Origin of the sequence: Aquabacter sediminis, from assembly GCF_028863665.1 — a bacterium.
In the GTDB taxonomy this organism is placed as follows: domain Bacteria; phylum Pseudomonadota; class Alphaproteobacteria; order Rhizobiales; family Xanthobacteraceae; genus L1I39.
On the sequence record NZ_JARBFX010000004.1, the window covers coordinates 293,352 to 311,199 of the forward strand.

Here is a 17,848-nt window from a genome sequence, read left to right on the forward strand (position 1 = left end):
CGCCGAGCGGAGGGTAAGATGGACATGGAGAGCGAAGGTTCGCACCCCGGGCATGGCGCTGCGGGGCATATGGGCGTTGAGGCGCGGGACAGGCAGGTTCAGGGGGCGCGCGAAGAGGCGCGGCCGCTCAACCTGGATCTCGACCTCAATGGCGACCGGCTGCGCGAGGAATGCGGCGTATTCGGCATCTTCAACCATCCCGACGCGGCGGCCATCACCGCCATCGGCCTCCACGCGCTCCAGCATCGCGGCCAGGAGGCGGCGGGCATCGTCGTCTATGACGGCAACCGTTTCCATTCCGAGCGGCGCCTCGGCCTCGTGGCGGATGCCTTCTCGGACGCGGCCGTCATCGACCGCCTGCCGGGCCATATCGCGGTCGGGCATGTGCGCTATTCCACCACCGGCGAGACGCTGCTGCGCAACGTGCAGCCGCTGTTTGCCGAACTGGATGCCGGCGGCTTCGCGGTTGGCCACAATGGCAACCTCACCAACGGACTGACGCTGCGCCGCCAATTGGTGCGCGAAGGCGCCATCACCCAGTCCACCACCGACACCGAGGCGATCCTCCATCTGGTGGCCCGCTCCAAGAAGCCGCGCTTCGTCGACCGCTTCGTGGACGCGCTGCGGGCCATTGAGGGCGCCTATTCGCTGGTGGCGGTCACCAACAAGAAGCTCATCGGCGCCCGTGACCCGCTGGGCATCCGCCCGCTCGTGCTCGGCGTGCTCGAAGGTTCCTATATCCTCGCCTCCGAGACCTGTGCCCTCGACATTATCGGCGCCACCTATGTGCGCGACATCGAGAATGGCGAAGTGGTCGTGATCGACGAGGAGGGCATCCAGTCGCTGCGGCCCTTCCCCGAGATGCAGCCGCGCCCGTGCATCTTCGAGTACATCTATTTCGCCCGGCCGGATTCCGTGGTGGGCGGGCGGTCTGTCTATCAGGTGCGCAAGACCATGGGCCAGGTTCTGGCCCAGGAAAGCGGTGTCGAGGCGGACGTGATCGTCCCGGTGCCGGATTCCGGCGTGCCGGCGGCCATCGGCTATTCCCAGGTGTCCGGCATCCCCTATGAGCTCGGCATCATCCGCAACCATTATGTGGGCCGCACCTTCATCCAGCCCACCCAGTCGGTGCGCGACCAGGGCGTGCGCATGAAGCACTCGGCCAACCGCTCCGTGGTGGCCGGCAAGCGCATCGTGCTGGTGGATGACAGCCTCGTGCGCGGCACCACCTCGGTGAAGATCGTGCGCATGATGCGCGATGCGGGCGCCACCGAAGTGCATTTCCGCATCGCCTCGCCGCCCATCACCCATCCCGATTATTACGGCATCGACACGCCGGACCGGGACAAGCTGCTGGCCGCCACCCACGATCTGGAAGGCATGCGGCGCTATATCGGCGCGGATTCGCTGGCCTTCCTGTCCGTGAACGGCGTCTATCGCGCCATGGGCTATGAGGCGCGCGACCCGGTTCGTCCTCAGTTCACCGACCACTGCTTCACCGGCGACTATCCCACCCCCCTGACCGACCGGTCGGGCGCGGTGGCCGCCCAGCAGCTCTCCCTGCTCGCCGAAGCCAGCTGATCCGGCGCCTCCTCCCGCGCGGGGGAGGCCACCCTCCTTCGCACGAGACCTGACCCATGACCGACCGGCCGCTCGCCGACAGGATCGCACTCGTCACTGGCGCCACGCGGGGCATCGGGGCGGCCACCGCCGTGGCGCTTGCCGCCGCCGGCGCCCATGTGGTGGCCATCGGCCGCACCGAAGGGGCGCTGGAGGAACTGGACGATGCGGTGTCGGCGGCCGGCGGCTCCGCAACCCTCGTGCCGCTGGATGTCACCGACTATGACGCCATCGACCGTCTGGGCGCCGCGCTCTATGAGCGCTATGGGCGTCTCGACGTGTTTGTGGGCAATGCGGGCGTGCTCGGCCCCATCACCCCCCTCGGCCATGTGGACCCGAAGGATTTCGACCAGGCCCTGGCCGTCAATGTGACGGCCAATTACCGCTTCGTGCGCTCCCTCGATCCGCTCTTGCGCCTGTCCTCGGCGGGGCGCGCGGTGTTCGTCTCCTCGGGCGCGGTGCACAAGGCGCGGGCTTATTGGGGGCCCTATGCGGTCACCAAGGCCGCGCTGGAATTGCTGGGCCGCACCTGGGCGGCGGAAACCGTCACGACCAATCTGAAGGTCAACCTCTTCAATCCCGGCCCCATCCGCACCCGCATGCGGGCCAAGGCCTTCCCGTTCGAGGATGCGCAGACCTTGCCGGCGCCCGAAGAGGCCGCCGCCGCCATCGTGCCGCTCTGCCTGCCGTCCTGCGACGTGACCGGCAAGCTCTATGACTATCCCACGCGCCGGATGCTGGATTTCCAGGCGCCGGCCTGATCCCTGCGCGACGCGCGGCGCGCGGCCTTCAACGACCCTGTACAGGCCAGCACATTCCGCATAGCGTTAAGCTATGCCTTATCCTTTGCGCGTGCGGTTCGCCGCTGGTGAAACCGGTGAATGGTCCATCACGGGCGTGTCCGCCGTGATCGGCGAGCCCCTGCCCACCGCTGCACGGCTGGCGGTGCGCTCCGGTTCCCAATTGACCGGCCCGGATGCCGGAGGTTCTCCGCCTCTCTGGTCCCTGGAAGGCACCACCAGCAACCTGCGCTACACGACCCACGCCGAAGAGGCCGCGCTGAAGGCTCGGCAAGAGGGGCTCGGCAGGCCGCAGGCGCGCTGCGCGGCGCTCATTCCCATCCGCAAGACCCAGGCATGGTGGGACCTGGCGCAGGATGAGCGGCGCGCCATTTTCGAGGACCGCTCCCGCCACATCGAGATCGGGCTCGCCTATCTGCCGGGCGTGGCGCGCCGTCTGCATCATGCGCGCGAGTTCGGCGGCCCGTTCGATTTCCTCACCTGGTTCGAATATGCCCCGGAGCATAAGGCCGCCTTTGAGGACATGGTCGGACAACTCCGCCGCACGGAGGAATGGGTCTATGTGGACCGCGAAGTGGACATCCGCCTGTCCGCCGCAGCCGGTGCCGACGGACCCTAGACCGCTTGCGTTTGTCGCCGGACGCGTGAGGGTCTAGACAAGGGACGGACGGCTTGCCCGTCCTGCCTTTTCCAGATCCTTCGCCTTCCGGAGCGTTCATGTCCGAGCCCGTCCTGACCCATTTCGCAAAGCACGGCACGCCGTCCGAGGGTGTCCTCATCGTCCTCACCGACGAGACCCTCGCCTTCGGCAAGGCCACGCAGGCGGTGCTGAAGCCGGCCACGGTCGCCATCCGCCGCGCCATGGAGGCGGACCGCTTCAAGGGCAAGCTTGGCGGCGCCGTGGACGTGCTGGCGCCCGAAAAGCTGACAGCGCCGCGCGTGATCGTGCTGGGCGTCGGCAAGGCGGAGGACCTGAAGGACGCCGACTGGCTGCGCCTCGGCGGGATCGCGGCCGGACGCCTGCCTTCCGGCACCCGCACGGCCACCGTGGTGGTGGATCTGCCCAGCCCCAATGTCGCCCCGGCGGCGGCGGCGGAAATCGCCCTCGGCCTCCAGCTGCGCACCTACAGCTTCGATCGCTACAAGACCCGCCGGACGGATGGCGAGGCTGACCGTGGCCCGCTGACGGTGACCCTGCTGGTGGCGGACGAGACGGCCGGCCGCGCCGCCTGGGCGTCGCGCAAGGCCTTGGCCGAGGGTGTCATCCTCGCCCGCGACCTTGTCAACGAGCCGCCGAACGTGCTCGACCCGCCGGAATTCGCCCGCCGGGCCGAAGCCCTGCGCAATGTCGGCGTCGAGGTGGAGGTGCTGGACGATGCGGCGCTCTCCGAAATCGGCATGCGCGCGCTGCTGGGCGTCGGCCAGGGCTCCATCAAGGAGAGCCGGGTGGTGGTGATGCGCTGGAATGGCGGCGCGGAAGGTGAGGCGCCCGTGGCCTTCATCGGCAAGGGCGTGACCTTCGACACCGGCGGCATCTCCATCAAGCCGGCGGCCGGCATGGAGGACATGAAGGGCGACATGGGCGGCGCGGCCTGCGTCACCGGCCTGATGCACGCTTTGGCCGCCCGCAAGGCCAAGGTGAATGCGGTGGGCGTCATCGGCCTGGTGGAGAACATGCCCGACGGCGCGGCGCAGCGCCCCGGCGACATCGTCACCTCCCTGTCCGGCCAGACCATCGAGATCATCAATACCGACGCCGAGGGCCGGCTCGTCCTGGCCGATGTGCTCTGGTACGCCAAGGAGCGGTTCCAGCCGCGTTTCATGGTGGACCTGGCCACCCTCACCGGCGCCATCCTGGTGGCGCTTGGCACCGTGCATGCGGGCCTGTTCTCCAATGACGACGAACTGGCCCAGCGCATCGCGGCGGCCGGCGAGACGACCGGCGAGACGGTGTGGCGCATGCCGCTCGGGGCCGCCTATGACAAGCTGATCGATTCCAAGTTCGCCGACATGAAAAATACCGGCGGCCGCAATGGCGGCTCCATCACCGCGGCCCAGTTCCTCCAGCGCTTCGTGGACAAGACCGCCTGGGCGCATCTGGACGTGGCGGGCACCGCCATGGCCTCGCCCAGCAGCGACATCAACAAGAGCTGGGGCTCGGGCTGGGGCGTGCGGCTGTTGAACCAGCTGGTCGCCGACCATTACGAGGGCTGATCGGCGACCCTTTCCGGTTGGGGGCCGCGGTCAGACGACCGCGGTCTCCAGCAAGGGGGCGGCGCGGGTGAGGCGCTCATAGGCGAGCGGGGAGAGATCGAGGCTGCGATAGCCGCCATAGGTGATCAGCTCCGCCAGCCCCCGCCCGACGGCGGGCGACTGCTGCAGGCCGTGGCCGGAAAAGCCGTTCGCCAGCAACAGATTGTCCACACCCGGCGCGGCGCCCAGAATGGCATTGTGGTCGAACAGGTTCATGTCGTAGTGCCCGGCCCAGGCGCGGCCCTGGCGGATGCGCTCGAAGGCGGGCACGCGCTCGGCGAGCACCGGCCAGATGCGCTCCTCGAAGAAGGTGTGATCCACCTCGAAGTCGGTGCTGTCGGGGTCCTCGTCCTCCGGCGGGGAGGTGCCGCACAGAAAGCCGGTGCCTTCCGGGCGCACATAGACGCCGGTGGGGTCGATCATCAGCGGGCAGTCCGGCACCGGATCGGCGCAGGTGAAGGTGAAGATCATCCGCTTCTTGTTGGCGACGGGGATCTCCACGCCGGCCGAACGGGCGAGCGCCGTTCCGCCGGCGCCAGCGGCATTCACCACCACCCCGCAGGACACGGTCCGCCCGTCGGAAAGCCGCACGCCGGTCACGCGACCGCCGCTCATTTCCAGCCCTTCGGCCCGCGCGGCGGCATAGGTGACGCCCAGTGACCGGGCCTTCTTGCGGAAGGCCTGCATGAGGCCATAGCCGTCGAACCAGCCTTCCCCGGTGAGCCCCAGGCTGCCGAGCGCGATGCCCTCGGTGCTCAGCCAGGGGAAGCGGGCGACGAGGGCCTCGGGATCGAGCAAAGCGATGTCGGCGCCGCGTCCGGTCTGGAGGGCGTTGGAGGCGCGCATGGCCGCCTCGCCGCGCGCCGTCGCCAGGAAGAGATAGCCGCCTTCCTTCAGGCCGATCTCCGGCCGGTCTCCGTCCACCTCCAGCCGCTCCCCGATCTCGCGCAGGAAGGTGATCCCGTAGAGCGAGATGTCCACATTGATGGCGGTTGAATATTGCTGGCGGATGGAGGCCGCCGAAAGCGCGGAGGCGCAGCGCTGGTAGCTGGGGTCCTGCTCCACCACCAGCACGCGGCCGCCGAAGGTGGGGTCCGCGGCCAGGTGATAGGCGGTGGAACTGCCGGTGACGGCACCCCCCACCACCACCACGTCATAGGTGTCGGCCATCTGGAAGGTCTCTGCTGTTCTGTTCGCCCTGATTCTCCAGCTATGGCCGATGCAGGGGCGGGGACACAATGGCCAAGTCCATATGCGCGCCGATGCTGCCGTGCACGGAACGCATGCGTCAGCGCGGCTGTCGTGCCTATATGGTGCAAGGCAAGGTCGTGCGGGCGCCGAGCGTATCGGCTCGCGCGTGCCGGGCCCGCAGGGGAGGGCATCGCTTGATCACCTTGAGGATCAGCCATCGGACCACGTACCGCTACGCCGAGCCCGTGCGCCTGTGTCCCCATCGCCTGCTGCTGCGTCCGCGCGAGTGGGGCAGTGTGCGCCTGCTGGGACACCAGGTGCTCACCGATCCCTATGGCCAGCTGTCCTTTGGCGCCGACGTGTTCGGCAACGGCCTGGCCACGGTGGTCTTTCCCGCGCCCACCGACCGCCTGTCCATCCAGGCCCTCTCAACGGTGGAACTGTCGGAGCCGCGGCCGCCCCGCACCGCCCTGTCGCCGGAGGCGCGCACCTATCCCTTCCGCTATTCCGATTCGGACTGGGCCGATCTTGGCCATCTCACCTCCCTGCATGCGCCCGATCCGGACGGGCGCCTCATGGCCTTCGCGCAGAGCTTCGTCGCCGGGCCGGGCACCGACACGCTCGCCTTGCTGTCCGACCTCAATGCGGGCATCGCCAAGCGCCTGCGCTATGTGATCCGCACCCTTGAAAGCGCGCAGGCGCCGCTGGAGACGCTGGACCTGGGCTTTGGCTCCTGCCGGGACTATGCCGTCCTCTTCGCCGAGGCGGCGCGGCGGCTGGGATTCGGGGTCCGGCTGGTCTCCGGCTATCTGTTCACGCCCAACCGCATCCCCTTCGGCCCGCAGGACCAGGGCGCGACCCATGCCTGGGCGGAGGTGTTCCTGCCAGGCGCCGGCTGGGTCGCGTTCGACCCCACCAACAGCACGGTGGCGGGGGGCGATCTCATTCCGGTGGCGGTCGCCCGCACCATGGACCTCGCCACGCCCGTGTCCGGCACGTATCTCGGCAATAACAATGTCTTCCAGGGCATGGATGTGGAGGTCACGGTCACTCCGGCGTGGTGAAATCAGGCCGGGGGAGTTCAGCCCCCTCCCGCATAGGCGGTGAGCCCTTCCACCAGGGCGTCGAACACCAGCCGCACGCGCCGCACGTCCCGCAGGTCCTCGTGGGTGACGACGAAGGTCTCCAGGGGAAAGGTCAGATCCGGCACCACCCGCTCCAACTGGGGCGCGCGGGCGGCAAGGCCCACCTGGCAGATGCCAATGCCCAGCCCGGCCCGGATGGCGGCCAGTTGCGCCAGGTCGCTGTCTGATCGGAAGGCAAAAGTGTCGGGGGTCAGTTCAAGGCCGTGCATGGCCTTGAAGGCGCGCACGGCGGCATTCTCGGTCTCATAGCCCACCATGGGCAGGCGTTTGGCCTCCGCCAGGGTGGCGGGCCGACCCCAGGCGTCCAGCAGCCGGGTGTGGCCGTGCAGGCCCAGAGCAATCACCCCCACGCGCCGCGCCACCAGCGCCTCCTGCACGGGGCGCACCATGCGCACGGCAATGTCCGCCTGACGGGCCAGCAAGTCCTCGTTGCGATTGGTGAGCGCCAGCTCGAAGACGAGGCCGGGATGGGCCTCGCGCACCCGCGTCAGCAGGGGCGGCAGCACCTCCATGCCGATCACCTCGCTGGCGGTGATGCGCACCGTGCCCGCCATGGCGCCCGCTTCGGCCGAGGCGGTGCGGGCGAAGGCGGCAGCGGCCGCCGCCATGGCCTCCGCCGGGGCGGCCAGTTCGCGGGCGAGCGCGGTGGGGGTAAGGCCGGCGGGGGAGCGGGTGAAGAGGGCGACGCCCAATTGCCGCTCCAGATCCTCGATCCGCCGGCGCACCGTGGGCTGGGCGGCCCCCAGCACCCGCGCCGCGCCGGAAAGGCTGCCCTCCCGCAGTACGGCCAGGAAGGCGCGCTGGCGTTCCCAGTCGATGGCGTCGAGAGAGGGTAGGCTCATAAAAAAGAGACTAGCCGATCAATCATTCTCGTCAATTTATATGGAGCCTTCCGGCGGGCAATGTGGCGTCACGTTGAAACCGTGATCCGAAGGAAGTCCGTCATGTCCGTGACCCCGTCCCGCATCGCCCTGGTCGTCGGCGCCCATGGCGGCGTCGGTGGCGAAACCGCGCTCGCCCTCGCCCGCCACGGCTGGACCATCCGCGCTTTGGTGCGCGACCGCGCCAAGGGGCCGGCCCACGCCGACTGGGACACTGTGCAGGGCGATGCCATGAACCGCGAGAGGGTGGTGGACGCGGCCCGCGGCTCCGCCCTCATCGTGCATGCGGTCAATCCGCCCGGCTACCGCGCCTGGGATCGGCTGGTCCTGCCCATGATGGACAACACGATCGCGGCCGCGCAGGCGAGCGGCGCGCGCATTCTCCTGCCGGGCACCATCTATAATTACGGGCCGGACGCCTATCCGCTCCTGGCCGAGGACGCCCCCCAGCGGCCTGCGACCCGCAAGGGGCGGATCCGGGTGGAGATGGAGGCCCGGCTGGAAGCGGCCGCCGCGCGGGGCGTGCGCTCGCTCATCCTGCGGGCGGGGGACTATTTCGGGCCGCGCACCGGCAACAACTGGTTCGGGCAGGGCTTGGTGAAGCCCGGCAAGCCCTTGCGCTCCATCCTTTATCCCGGTGCCCCCGGGGTCGGCCATGCCTGGGCCTATCTGCCCGACGTGGCCGAGACCTTCGCCCGCCTCGCCGGACGGGAAGGCGAACTGCCGGCCTTCGCCCGCTTTCATTTCGAAGGCCAGTGGGATGCGGACGGCACCGCCATGATCGAGGCCATCCGGCGCGCGGCTGGGGGCGCGCGCCTGCCCGTGCGGGCCTTTCCCTGGTGGCTGCTGGCGCTGATTGCGCCCTTCAACGAAACCATGCGCGAATTGCGGGAGATGAAGCCCCTGTGGCGCCAGCCCGCGCGGCTCGACAATCGCCGCCTGGTCGCCTTCCTGGGCGAGGAGCCGCACACGCCGCTGGAGGCGGCCGTGCAAGCGACGCTGGAGGGGCTGGGCGTGGGGATGGGCGGCCATGGCGGTCCCGCCCCCCTTGCCGCGCCGCGGCAGGGGTGAGGCTTCAGCGCCCAAGGAGCAGCAAAGCCAGCCCTTGCAGGATGGTCGCCCCGCCGATGGGGGCGGCCAGAAGCATCAGGAGGTTGAAGGCGAGGATGCCCAGCAGCACCCGTTCACCGCGGGCGGACAGGCGCCGCTGCGGCCGCTCGGGAAGGGGCTCGGGCCGGGGGCCCAGCATCTTTTCGTCGAGAAACATGGCGCACGCTCCCGCAGGCCTCCTGCCCAGCTCGAAGGCATGGAGACTTTAGCGCGAAATGCTTCCCGCGCGCACGAACATGCGCGACCGGCCGCCTCGGCGGACCCGGTTGCCCGCGCTGCGTCGCCCGGATCAGCGCGTGGGTGTGAACGTGCCCGTGGCGAGGGAGCCCGGGGCGGGCACGAAGCTGCCGGTGGCCAGGCTTGCCGTCTGCTGCGGGGCAGGGGCATAGACGGAGGCGGTGGCGCCGCTCGGCGCACTTGCAGGACGCGGGAGGGGCAAGGGCGCGTTGTCCGCCATGGTGGCGGAGGTGTCCGGCGCCTCTTCTTCCTTCGCGCCGCCGCCAAGCAGGTTGGCGATGGACAGGCTGCCGGACGCGGGTGTCGCGGCGGGCGCAGGGGCGTGCGGGTTGGAGCCGGGCTCCTCCGGCGCGCGCAGCGCCAGCAGGGACCGTCCATAGGTGTTGGTGGTCACATGGGTATTGGCGGGCGAGCCCACCGGGCTGAAGCCGTCATCCGCCACGTTCGGCGGGTTGGTCGTGCGGCCCGGCATGGTGCCCGGCGCGGGACCCGGCGGAATGGTCTTCAACTCCTGGCCCGGATTCTTTTCCTTGTAGCTGGCCAGGAAGATGGGGTGCATGCCGCCATCGATGCCGGCGCGGCTATAGGGCGCCGAGACGCTGCCCACCAGCGCGGCCACCTTCTGCTCGTCCGCATGCTGCTTGGCCTGCACGGCCTGCGCGATGGCGGGGGGGATGGTGTAGCTGGGGCAGGCCATGGTGGCGTCGAAGCCGCGGCCGGGGGCGGCGGTGGCGTTGAACACATAGCGCCGGTCGCAGACATTCACCTTCGGCTCGCGCATGGTGACGTCGAAGGCGTCCACGCCCTCCTTCAGGTTCTTCCAGAAGGGCATGTTGGGGTTGTTGCGATACTTGGCCATGTTGGTGGGCGTCATGCGGAAGGGCAGCGCCTGCACCTGGAACGACTTCTGCCCGCCGGCGAACGCCTCGCGGCCCAGCGCATAGATCTCGGCCATCTGCTCATCCGTCATGGAATAGCAGCCGGCGGACGAACAGTCGCCATGCACCATGAGGAAGTCGCCCGAGCGGCCATAGGCACGGTCATAGGCGTTGGGGAAGCCGAGATTGAAGGACAGGTAATAATTGGAGTTCGGGTTCATCTGGCCCGGGGTGATCGTATAGAAGCCCTCCGGCGCCTGGCGGTCGCCCACCTTCACCTTGGGGCCGAGATCGCCTGACCAGCGGCAGATGGGATAGGTCTTGAAGAGGGCGAAATCGCCGTCCGTCTTCTGCTTCCACACCTCAAGCTCCGCCTCCTGCTTGTAGACGCGGATCAGGATCGGGCTCTGCGGCGTCATCCCCTTCTCGGAAATGAGCGCGAGCGTCTGGGCGGAGAGAGGCTGGCGGGCGCGGGCGGAGGTTTCGTAATTCTCGCCATTGCAGCCGGCAAGCGCGAGGGCGGCCACCGCAGCAAGGGCGGCAAGGCGAAGGCGCGGAAGAAGAGGCAGCGGGCGGCTCAACGCAGAACTCCAACAACCGTTCCGGATGCGGTGAGCGACATGTCTAGATTCCCTGACCTTGCCACGTCGTTACCGCATGTCGCTCCAAAGGGGAAGAGCGGGGCTCGACCGGCCCAGCAAAGGGCGAAAATGCGGCCAAGGTTGGATCATATCCGGCCATCCTTGCCCTGGGATGACCTACTCACCAACCATTTGCGCGACATGGTTAATTCCGGTCAGCCGGTCAGAGCGTGCGGCCGATGGCCAGGAACTTCTCCCGCCGCGCCTTGCGCACCGCCGCCGGATCCAGGCCCGCCAGCTGCGAGAGGGCGTCGGAGATGGCGTCGCCGGTGGCCGCGATGGCGGCCTCGGGGTCCCGATGGGCGCCGCCGCGCGGCTCGCGGACGATGGTGTCCACCACGCCGAAGCGCTGCAGGTCCTGCGCCGTGATCTTCATATTGGTGGCCGCGTCCTGGGCCTTGGCGGTGTCGCGCCACAGGATGGAGGCGGCCCCTTCCGGTGAGATCACCGAATAGATGGCATGCTCCAGCATCAGCACCTTGTTGGCGGTGGCCAGCGCGATGGCGCCGCCCGACCCGCCTTCGCCGATGATGACCGCCACATTGGGCGCGCTCAGCGAGAGACAGGCATCGGTGGAACGGGCGATGGCTTCCGCCTGGCCGCGCTCTTCGGCGCCGATGCCGGGATAGGCGCCGGCGGTGTCCACCAGCGCGATCACCGGCACGTTGAAGCGATCCGCCAGTTCCATCAGGCGCACGGCCTTCCGGTATCCCTCGGGGCGGGCCATGCCGAAATTGTGCCGGATGCGGGTCTCGGTGGTGGAGCCCTTCTCATGGCCGATCACGCACACCGCTTCGCCGCGGAAGCGGGCGAAGCCGCCAATGATGGCCTCGTCCTCGCCGAACTTGCGGTCGCCGGCGAGAGGGGTGAATTCCTCGAACAGGCCCTTGGCGAAATCAGCGAAATGCGGCCGCATGGGATGGCGGGCCACCAGGGTCTTCTGCCAGGGGGTGAGGCTCGCATAGAGCTGGGCGAGCGCCTCGGCCGCCTTGGCCTCCAGGCGCTGCACGTCGTCGGCGATGGCGACGCCGTCCCCGGTGGACAGGGCACGCAATTCTTCCACCTTCGCCTCGAGCTCGGCCACCGGCTTCTCGAAGTCCAAATAGCTGCGCATGCCTGTCCGCTTAGGTTCTGAGGGGGAGAAAAGGGCCCCCGAAAGGGAGGCGGGAAGCTGCCCGCCGCAGGAGGAGGTGTCAAGCCGGGCCAAGCCCGGTGCGCCACCACGTCCGCAGTCGGACGCCACGGGGGTCGGTTAACGGCGAAACATGGCGCATCTGAGATGGCAACCGCCAAAAGGCGCGCCGGTCTTGCCTCCGCCGGTGCCTTGGGGTCGGAGTCCTGGATCGGGGGCTGTGTCGGTTGGCATGGCCGCAGCGGCCTTCCAAAGCCATGGGGACGAGAGCGGAGGAGTGTGGATAGGCGCCGTGTGCGACAGGGCGTCCCGGGTCCGCCATCCCGTCCGGTCGATGGCGAGAGACGGGTCCGTCTCTCGCCGTAGCGGCTTCAATCGAACGAGATGTCGTTGTCGTGGAGGTAGACGTTGCTGGCCTTGCAGATGTCGATGCGAATGGGTTCATCCTTCACTTCGCCACCCGACTTCCCGCGCCAGCCCACACGCAGCGTCTGCTGGCAGCTGCCGCCCGACTTGGTAAATTCGAGTTCGGCGCTGTCGCCGGGCTCGAGGGGCCGGCTCAGCCAGTTGGTGCTCCAGCCGGTCCCGTCATTTGTATAGAAGCCGACCACCGTATTGCCGGGTGTTTCATTGTGAATCGTGAATTCACCACGCTTTCCCGTCTGCGCTGACGCTGCGTCAATAGAAAGAGCGCCAGCGAAAACAGAAAGAATAACGGCGGCTACTTTGATTTCTAATTGCTTTCTCATCCTTGCCCCCGCGGCTTTGATTTGCGGGCGGACTTTTGCAAGGGGTCTGGAAAATATCAATGATTAATCTTGCCCCAATTCCGGTGCCGCCGCGCATTGGACAGGTATGGCACATGCGACCCCCAAACATCCCGTGCCGGTGCGCGTGCCGCGGCCGGGGCGACGGGCCCGTTTCCGCCCGGGGCGCCACCCTCGCGCCACCCTCGTGTGGAAAACTGCCGCTTGCTTTAGGTGGAGGTTCGCACTGTTCAAGGGCGCCGCCGTTGGGGTATTGCATGCGCGAACGAGGCGGGAAGCCGTCTTGTGCCGCCAGTCTGCCGAGGAAGTTCCAGCCGATGCGCGCCATTCTCGACGTCATCCTGATCGTGCTCCAGCTCTATGTCTGGGTGCTGATCGCCGCCGCCGTCCTGTCCTGGCTGGTGGCCTTCAATGTCGTCAATCCCTACAACCAGTTTGTCCGCTCCGTGGGCGAGTTCATCTATCGCATCACCGAGCCGGTCCTGGCGCCCATCCGGTCCATCCTGCCAAGCCTCGGCGGCCTTGATTTGTCGCCCATGGTGCTGATCCTGATCATCTTCTTCATTGAGCGGGTGATCGGCCTCTACATCTATCCCTACGTGTTCTGACGCCCGCCATGTCCTTCTGGACGGCGCGGGCGGACGGGGTTGAGGTGCGCGTGCGCGCCACCCCCAAGGGCGGGCGCGACGCCCTCGACGGCGTCGTCACCCTCTCGGATGGGCGCGAGGTGCTGAAGATTAGGGTGCGGGCGGTGGCGGAAGACGGTGCCGCGACCCAGGCGGTGGCCAAGGTGCTGGCGCAGGCGTGCGGGGTGGCCCCGGCGCGGGTGCGCCTCGTGTCCGGCGCGACGGCGCGGCTCAAGTCGTTTCATGTGGAAGGCCCGGCGGACGCCCTGGTGGCAGCCTTGACCGCGCGCTTGTCCTGACGCGCCAGTCCGGGGGGCGGTCGCGATCGCACGGGCCAAGAAGGAGGCGCGGCGCGCGGCGGCCCTGACGCGCCGGAGCCGCACCCCCTTCCGGCTTTCCCTCCGGGAAGGAGGGAAAACCTCTTTGTCCTGCCACGCGGACAGGCCCGTTTCGAAGACAATTTATGGACGCATTGTGCGCAACGCCGAACCCGTGGTGCCGCGCGGGCTCCAGCGTGAGCCTTGCATAAAATGCAGGGCAGGATTTCAGCCCTGCGAAGCTCCCGCCTTGTGGTGACGGGCCGGAAAGCGGAACGCTATCCCGCCCAAGATGCACGCACATGCCGGACGCTGCGGGGGCCCAAGGGGACGCTTGCGTCAATGCGCCGCAGAGAGCGGGCGGCGATCCCGGCGCGCCGGGTGGGGATCGCCGCCGGATCGGCGGACCGCACGCGCCGCGCCACGGCGGAGAATCGGGAAGCTGCGGCAATTCAAAGGGTTGGCCCCTTTTGCCGAGAAAAGGTTCTTCACCCCTGTTTCGGAACCTGTTCTAATGTGCCGAGGGCCGCTTGCAGCGCGCCGGCCGGGGCGGGGCCGAGCGGGGACTTGAGCGACGGCCTTGGTCGCCTGCCTTGGGCGTCTGCTTCCGTCCGCAGGGGCGTTTTCGATCGGATGGCGCTGGGGCATCCGGTGGGAAAGCGTTCTCGAACAAGGCCTTGGATCAAGGTGCCGACGTGGTCCGGAGCTGTGCGGGCCGGCGGGCGGATGACCTCCAAGGACGGCTCCAATGGACGGCTGACGGGGGTGCTCCAGACGTGCACCTCCGAGGAGCCGGAAGCCGGGGATCGGGAAGCGGGATGGGGCAGGTGGCGGGAAGCGAAGAGCGGACCGAGGCGTTTCGAGCGGCGGCAGTGGCGAGCTTCGTCGGTGCCTATGCGCCCCTGCCGGGCGTGCGCGACGAGATGATGGACGCGGACGGCCAGCCGCGCGCCCATTGGGCGCCGTTCCTGGCTGCGTTGGCGGAACTTGGCCCCGAGGAGCTGCGCCGCCGCTTCGATGCTGCCGACCGCTATCTGCGCGACAGCGGCGTCTTCTACCGGGTCTATGACGATGGCGGCGGCCGCGAGCGGCCCTGGTCGCTCAGCCATGTGCCCCTGCTGCTGGACAAGCCCGACTGGGACGCCCTGTCCGCCGGGCTCATCGAACGGGCGGAACTCCTGGACCGTCTGCTGCGCGACCTCTACGGCCCGGGAAGCCTGGTCAGCGAGGGGGCGCTGCCGGCGGCGGCGGTGGCCGGCAGCCCGGAATTCCTGCGGCCCCTGGTGGGCGTGAGGCCGAGGGGCGGCCGCTACCTGCGATTCTATGCCGCCGATGTGGGGCGCGGCCCGGACGGGCGCTGGTGGGTGCTGTCCGACCGCACCCAGGCGCCCTCCGGCGTCGGCTATGCGCTCGAAAACCGCCTTGCCCTCACCCGCGCCCTTCCAGACACCTCCCGGCAATTGCGCATGGAGCGCCTCGCCGGCTTCTTCCAGACCTTCCGCAATTCGCTCATCAAGCTCGACCGCACGGGAGAGGGGCGCATCGGCCTGCTCACCCCCGGTCCGCTCAATGAGACCTATTTCGAGCATGCCTTGCTCGCCCGCTATCTGGGCTTCCTGCTGGTGGAGGGCGAGGACCTGTCGGTGCGCTCGGATGCCGCCTTCGTGCGCACGGTGGCTGGCCTCAAGCGCATCGACGTGCTGCTGCGGCGGCTGGATTCGGATTTTGCCGACCCGCTGGAATTGAATGGCCGCTCGCGCCTCGGCGTGCCCGGTCTTGTCTCGGCGGTGCGCAACCAGGCGCTGGTGCTCTCCAATGCGCTGGGCTCGGGCCTGGTGGAGGCTCCCGCCCTCATGGCCTTCCTTCCGCGCCTCGCCGTGCGTCTCCTCGGCCGGCCGCTGGCGCTGCCCCATGTGGGCACCTGGTGGTGCGGGCAGGAGGCCGAGCGGACCCAGGTGATGGAGAATCTGGATTCCCTCGTCATCGCCTCCGCCTTCGGCCAGAAGGTAAGCGCGCTTGGCCCGCGCGGCTCGGTCCTGGGGGCGGACCTCACCGGTGCCGAGCGGCGGCGCCTGTCTGCCCTCATGGCCCGGCGGGGGTCCGACTTGGTCGGACAGGACGTGGCGCGCCTGTCCACCATGCCGGTCTGGACCGGCGAGAAGCTGGTGCCGCGGCCCTTCACCTTGCGTGTTTTCCTGTGTGCCACCGACGAGGGCTGGACCGTGATGCCCGGCGGCTTCTGCCGCATCGCGGAGAGCCTGGACGCGCGCGCCTTCTCCATCCAGCGCGGCGACCGCTCGGCGGATGTGTGGGTTCTGGCCGACACGGAGGTGGGCACCCAGACCCTTTTGCCCAGTCCCGACAATGTGCGGGTGCGCCGCTCCTCCGGCACGCTGCCGAGCCGCTCGGCGGACAATCTGTTCTGGCTCGGGCGCTATGTGGAGCGGGTCGAGGCGACGCTGCGGCTGGTGCGGGCGCTGGTCGGCCGCCTCGCGGAGACCGAATCCTCCTCCGGCCCGCTGGTCACGCGCATTCTCTCGCTGCTCTCCTCCTGGGGGGCCATGCCGGCCAACATGGCCCGCGCCACCCCCGGTTTCTGCGCCGTGGCGGCGCTGACCCGGCCGGACCTGCCGGGCGGCCTGCCGCAACTGGTGCGCTCGGCGCGCGCCTCCGCCTCGGTCATCCGCGACCGCTTCTCGCCTGATGCCTGGCGGGCGCTGGTGGACCTGGAAGCCTGCCTCAACGCCCCCGTTCCCGCCGCCCCATCGGAGGCGGACGCGCACGAGCGGGCGGACGCGGCGCTGCGCATCGTCGCCGCCTTTTCGGGCCTGGCCTCGGAGAATATGAACCGGCTCACCGGCTGGCGTTTCCTGGAGATGGGCCGGCGCATCGAGCGCTCCATCGTGCTCCTGCGCTATGCCCGCACCTTCGCCGAGCCGGGCGTGCCCAGCGGGGCGCTGGACGTGCTGCTGCAACTGGCGGACAGCCAGATCACCTATCGCAGCCGCTATGTGACGATGGAAGCGCGCGGACCGGTGCTCGATTTGGTGCTGCTGGACCCGGACAATCCCCGCTCTTTGGCCTTCCAGGTGCAGCGCATGGCGGCCCATCTCCAGGTGCTGCCCGGCCGCAATCCCGACGAGCCGCCGCCACTGTCGGAGCGCATCATCGCCCGCATGCGCGCCGACCTCATCGCTTCCAGCGCCGAGACGTTCGAGTTCGAGGATTTCGACGCCCTGGAGCAGGATTTGATGCTGCTCTCGGACGAGATTTCCACCCATTATTTCATCCAGGGGCCCGCCGCCGACGCGGAATGGCACGGTCCGAACTGAGGTGGCCATGCTCTACGACGTGCGCCAGACCACCACTTATACCTATGGCACAACCGTGCGCTCGGCCCGGCAGGTGCTGCGCATGACGCCGGTGGACCGCATGCCCCACCAGCATGTCATCGCCCATATGCTGAACACCCAGCCGCGCCCCAGCGAGCTGGAGCAGGGCACGGATTTCTTCGGCAATGCGGTGGCCTGGGCCACCTTCGACACGCCCCATGACCGGCTGGACATCTCCACCCGCGCCCGCATCGAGGTGCATCCGGTGGTGCTGCCCGATCCCGAGGCGACGCCCATGGTGGATGCGGTGCGCCGCGAGGCGTTCGCCAGCACGGACCTTGGACCAGCCTCGCCGGTCCATGCGCTCTATCCCAGCCGCGCCATTCCCCTTGATGGCGAAATCACCGACTGGACCGCCCAGAGCTGCCCCGCCAACCGGCCCATCCTCGCCGCCGCGCTGGAGGTGATGACGCGCATCCATGATGACTTCGCCTATATGCCCGGCACCACCGACGTCACCACCTTGCCGGCGGAAGCCTTCGCCGCCCGGCGCGGGGTCTGCCAGGACTTCGCGCATGTGATGATCGCCGGCTTCCGGGGCCTTGGCCTGCCGGCGCGCTATGTGTCCGGCTATCTGCGCACCGTGCCCCCGCCCGGCCAGGAGCGTCTCGCCGGCGCCGATGCCACCCATGCCTGGGCCGAGGTGTGGTGCGGGCCGATCCTCGGCTGGGTGGGGCTCGACCCCACCAATTCCATCCCCGCCGGGGAAGATCACATCATCCTTGCCATCGGCCGGGACTATGCGGACGTGGCCCCCGTGGACGGCGTCATTGTCGCCTCGGGCGAGCACGGGCTGGCGGTGGGCGTGGATGTGATCCCGGTGGAAAAGCCCTCGGCGGAGGCGCCGGCGTCCTGAAC

At 68.9% G+C, this 17,848-nt stretch carries 16 protein-coding genes; 10 read left to right on the forward strand and 6 right to left on the reverse strand.

Translation table 11 applies throughout. From position 1 onward, the window contains the following. The first annotated feature begins 18 nt into the window (after positions 1-18). From purF to PV781_RS09740, 4 genes are all read left to right on the forward strand, one after another. The gene (gene purF, locus PV781_RS09725) at positions 19-1,581 is read left to right on the forward strand and encodes an amidophosphoribosyltransferase (protein ID WP_425532379.1); all 1,563 of its coding nucleotides are present in this window, start codon (positions 19-21) and stop codon (positions 1,579-1,581) included. Positions 1,582-1,637: 56 nt separating this feature from the next. Next, on the forward strand, positions 1,638-2,381 hold the full coding sequence (locus tag PV781_RS09730; protein WP_274775428.1) for an SDR family NAD(P)-dependent oxidoreductase: 744 nt from the start codon (positions 1,638-1,640) through the stop codon (positions 2,379-2,381). Positions 2,382-2,454: 73 nt separating this feature from the next. Then, positions 2,455-3,039 (forward strand): chlorite dismutase family protein, encoded by a 585-nt coding sequence (locus tag PV781_RS09735; RefSeq protein ID WP_274775429.1) that lies wholly within the window; start codon positions 2,455-2,457, stop codon positions 3,037-3,039. Positions 3,040-3,137: 98 nt separating this feature from the next. Beyond that, a complete protein-coding gene (locus tag PV781_RS09740; protein WP_274775430.1) occupies positions 3,138-4,634 on the forward strand; it encodes a leucyl aminopeptidase in 1,497 nt (498 codons plus the stop codon). A gap of 30 nt (positions 4,635-4,664) precedes the next feature. On the opposite strand, the gene PV781_RS09745 is transcribed toward PV781_RS09740, so the two are convergent. Then, entirely contained in the window at positions 4,665-5,843 is a 1,179-nt protein-coding gene (locus tag PV781_RS09745; RefSeq protein ID WP_274775431.1) for an NAD(P)/FAD-dependent oxidoreductase, read from the reverse strand. 215 nt (positions 5,844-6,058) lie between these two features. On the opposite strand from PV781_RS09745, the gene PV781_RS09750 reads away from it, so the two are divergent. Continuing rightward, positions 6,059-6,928 carry a transglutaminase family protein gene (locus PV781_RS09750; RefSeq protein WP_274775432.1) on the forward strand — a complete coding sequence of 290 codons (870 nt, stop codon included), beginning with the start codon at positions 6,059-6,061 and terminating at the stop codon, positions 6,926-6,928. Positions 6,929-6,945: 17 nt separating this feature from the next. Here PV781_RS09750 and PV781_RS09755 read toward each other — a convergent pair whose 3' ends face one another. Then, the gene (locus tag PV781_RS09755) at positions 6,946-7,851 is read right to left on the reverse strand and encodes a LysR family transcriptional regulator (protein ID WP_274775433.1); all 906 of its coding nucleotides are present in this window, start codon (positions 7,849-7,851) and stop codon (positions 6,946-6,948) included. Between the two features lie 102 nt (positions 7,852-7,953). On the opposite strand from PV781_RS09755, the gene PV781_RS09760 reads away from it, so the two are divergent. Further along, complete coding sequence (locus PV781_RS09760; RefSeq protein WP_274775434.1) at positions 7,954-8,961, forward strand: NAD(P)H-binding protein; 1,008 nt, start codon at positions 7,954-7,956, stop codon at positions 8,959-8,961. 4 nt (positions 8,962-8,965) lie between these two features. Here the strand turns inward: PV781_RS09760 and PV781_RS09765 are convergent, their stop codons facing one another. The 4 genes from PV781_RS09765 to PV781_RS09780 all read right to left on the reverse strand — a co-directional run bounded on the left by PV781_RS09765 (position 8,966) and on the right by PV781_RS09780 (position 12,637). After that, positions 8,966-9,157: a hypothetical protein gene (locus PV781_RS09765; protein WP_274775435.1), complete on the reverse strand. Its 192-nt coding sequence runs from the start codon at positions 9,155-9,157 to the stop codon at positions 8,966-8,968. Positions 9,158-9,289: 132 nt separating this feature from the next. Beyond that, the gene (locus PV781_RS09770) at positions 9,290-10,696 is read right to left on the reverse strand and encodes a L,D-transpeptidase family protein (RefSeq protein ID WP_274775436.1); all 1,407 of its coding nucleotides are present in this window, start codon (positions 10,694-10,696) and stop codon (positions 9,290-9,292) included. Between the two features lie 223 nt (positions 10,697-10,919). Further along, entirely contained in the window at positions 10,920-11,870 is a 951-nt protein-coding gene (locus PV781_RS09775) for an acetyl-CoA carboxylase carboxyltransferase subunit alpha (RefSeq protein WP_274775437.1), read from the reverse strand. Positions 11,871-12,259: 389 nt separating this feature from the next. Next, on the reverse strand, positions 12,260-12,637 hold the full coding sequence (locus PV781_RS09780; protein ID WP_274775438.1) for a hypothetical protein: 378 nt from the start codon (positions 12,635-12,637) through the stop codon (positions 12,260-12,262). A 335-nt stretch (positions 12,638-12,972) separates the two neighbouring features. On the opposite strand from PV781_RS09780, the gene PV781_RS09785 reads away from it, so the two are divergent. From PV781_RS09785 to PV781_RS09800, 4 genes are all read left to right on the forward strand, one after another. Beyond that, positions 12,973-13,263 carry a YggT family protein gene (locus PV781_RS09785; protein WP_274775439.1) on the forward strand — a complete coding sequence of 97 codons (291 nt, stop codon included), beginning with the start codon at positions 12,973-12,975 and terminating at the stop codon, positions 13,261-13,263. 8 nt (positions 13,264-13,271) lie between these two features. Then, positions 13,272-13,580, forward strand: a complete 309-nt coding sequence (locus PV781_RS09790; protein WP_274775440.1) for a DUF167 family protein — start codon at positions 13,272-13,274, stop codon at positions 13,578-13,580. 836 nt (positions 13,581-14,416) lie between these two features. Continuing rightward, complete coding sequence (locus PV781_RS09795; protein ID WP_274775441.1) at positions 14,417-16,930, forward strand: circularly permuted type 2 ATP-grasp protein; 2,514 nt, start codon at positions 14,417-14,419, stop codon at positions 16,928-16,930. Positions 16,931-16,937: 7 nt separating this feature from the next. Continuing rightward, complete coding sequence (locus PV781_RS09800) at positions 16,938-17,846, forward strand: transglutaminase family protein (protein WP_274775442.1); 909 nt, start codon at positions 16,938-16,940, stop codon at positions 17,844-17,846. Positions 17,847-17,848 lie beyond the last annotated feature (2 nt).

Bases quoted from the DNA above. Each gene is read 5' to 3' on its own strand.
- purF (WP_425532379.1), top strand. From the start codon at position 19: ATGGACATGGAGAGCGAAGGTTCGCACCCCGGGCATGGCGCTGCGGGG.
- PV781_RS09730 (WP_274775428.1), top strand. From the start codon at position 1,638: ATGACCGACCGGCCGCTCGCCGACAGGATCGCACTCGTCACTGGCGCC.
- PV781_RS09735 (WP_274775429.1), top strand. From the start codon at position 2,455: ATGCCTTATCCTTTGCGCGTGCGGTTCGCCGCTGGTGAAACCGGTGAA.
- PV781_RS09740 (WP_274775430.1), top strand. From the start codon at position 3,138: ATGTCCGAGCCCGTCCTGACCCATTTCGCAAAGCACGGCACGCCGTCC.
- PV781_RS09745 (WP_274775431.1), bottom strand. From the start codon at position 5,843: ATGGCCGACACCTATGACGTGGTGGTGGTGGGGGGTGCCGTCACCGGC.
- PV781_RS09755 (WP_274775433.1), bottom strand. From the start codon at position 7,851: ATGAGCCTACCCTCTCTCGACGCCATCGACTGGGAACGCCAGCGCGCC.
- PV781_RS09760 (WP_274775434.1), top strand. From the start codon at position 7,954: ATGTCCGTGACCCCGTCCCGCATCGCCCTGGTCGTCGGCGCCCATGGC.
- PV781_RS09765 (WP_274775435.1), bottom strand. From the start codon at position 9,157: ATGTTTCTCGACGAAAAGATGCTGGGCCCCCGGCCCGAGCCCCTTCCC.
- PV781_RS09775 (WP_274775437.1), bottom strand. From the start codon at position 11,870: ATGCGCAGCTATTTGGACTTCGAGAAGCCGGTGGCCGAGCTCGAGGCG.
- PV781_RS09780 (WP_274775438.1), bottom strand. From the start codon at position 12,637: ATGAGAAAGCAATTAGAAATCAAAGTAGCCGCCGTTATTCTTTCTGTT.
- PV781_RS09785 (WP_274775439.1), top strand. From the start codon at position 12,973: ATGCGCGCCATTCTCGACGTCATCCTGATCGTGCTCCAGCTCTATGTC.
- PV781_RS09790 (WP_274775440.1), top strand. From the start codon at position 13,272: ATGTCCTTCTGGACGGCGCGGGCGGACGGGGTTGAGGTGCGCGTGCGC.
- PV781_RS09795 (WP_274775441.1), top strand. From the start codon at position 14,417: ATGGGGCAGGTGGCGGGAAGCGAAGAGCGGACCGAGGCGTTTCGAGCG.
- PV781_RS09800 (WP_274775442.1), top strand. From the start codon at position 16,938: ATGCTCTACGACGTGCGCCAGACCACCACTTATACCTATGGCACAACC.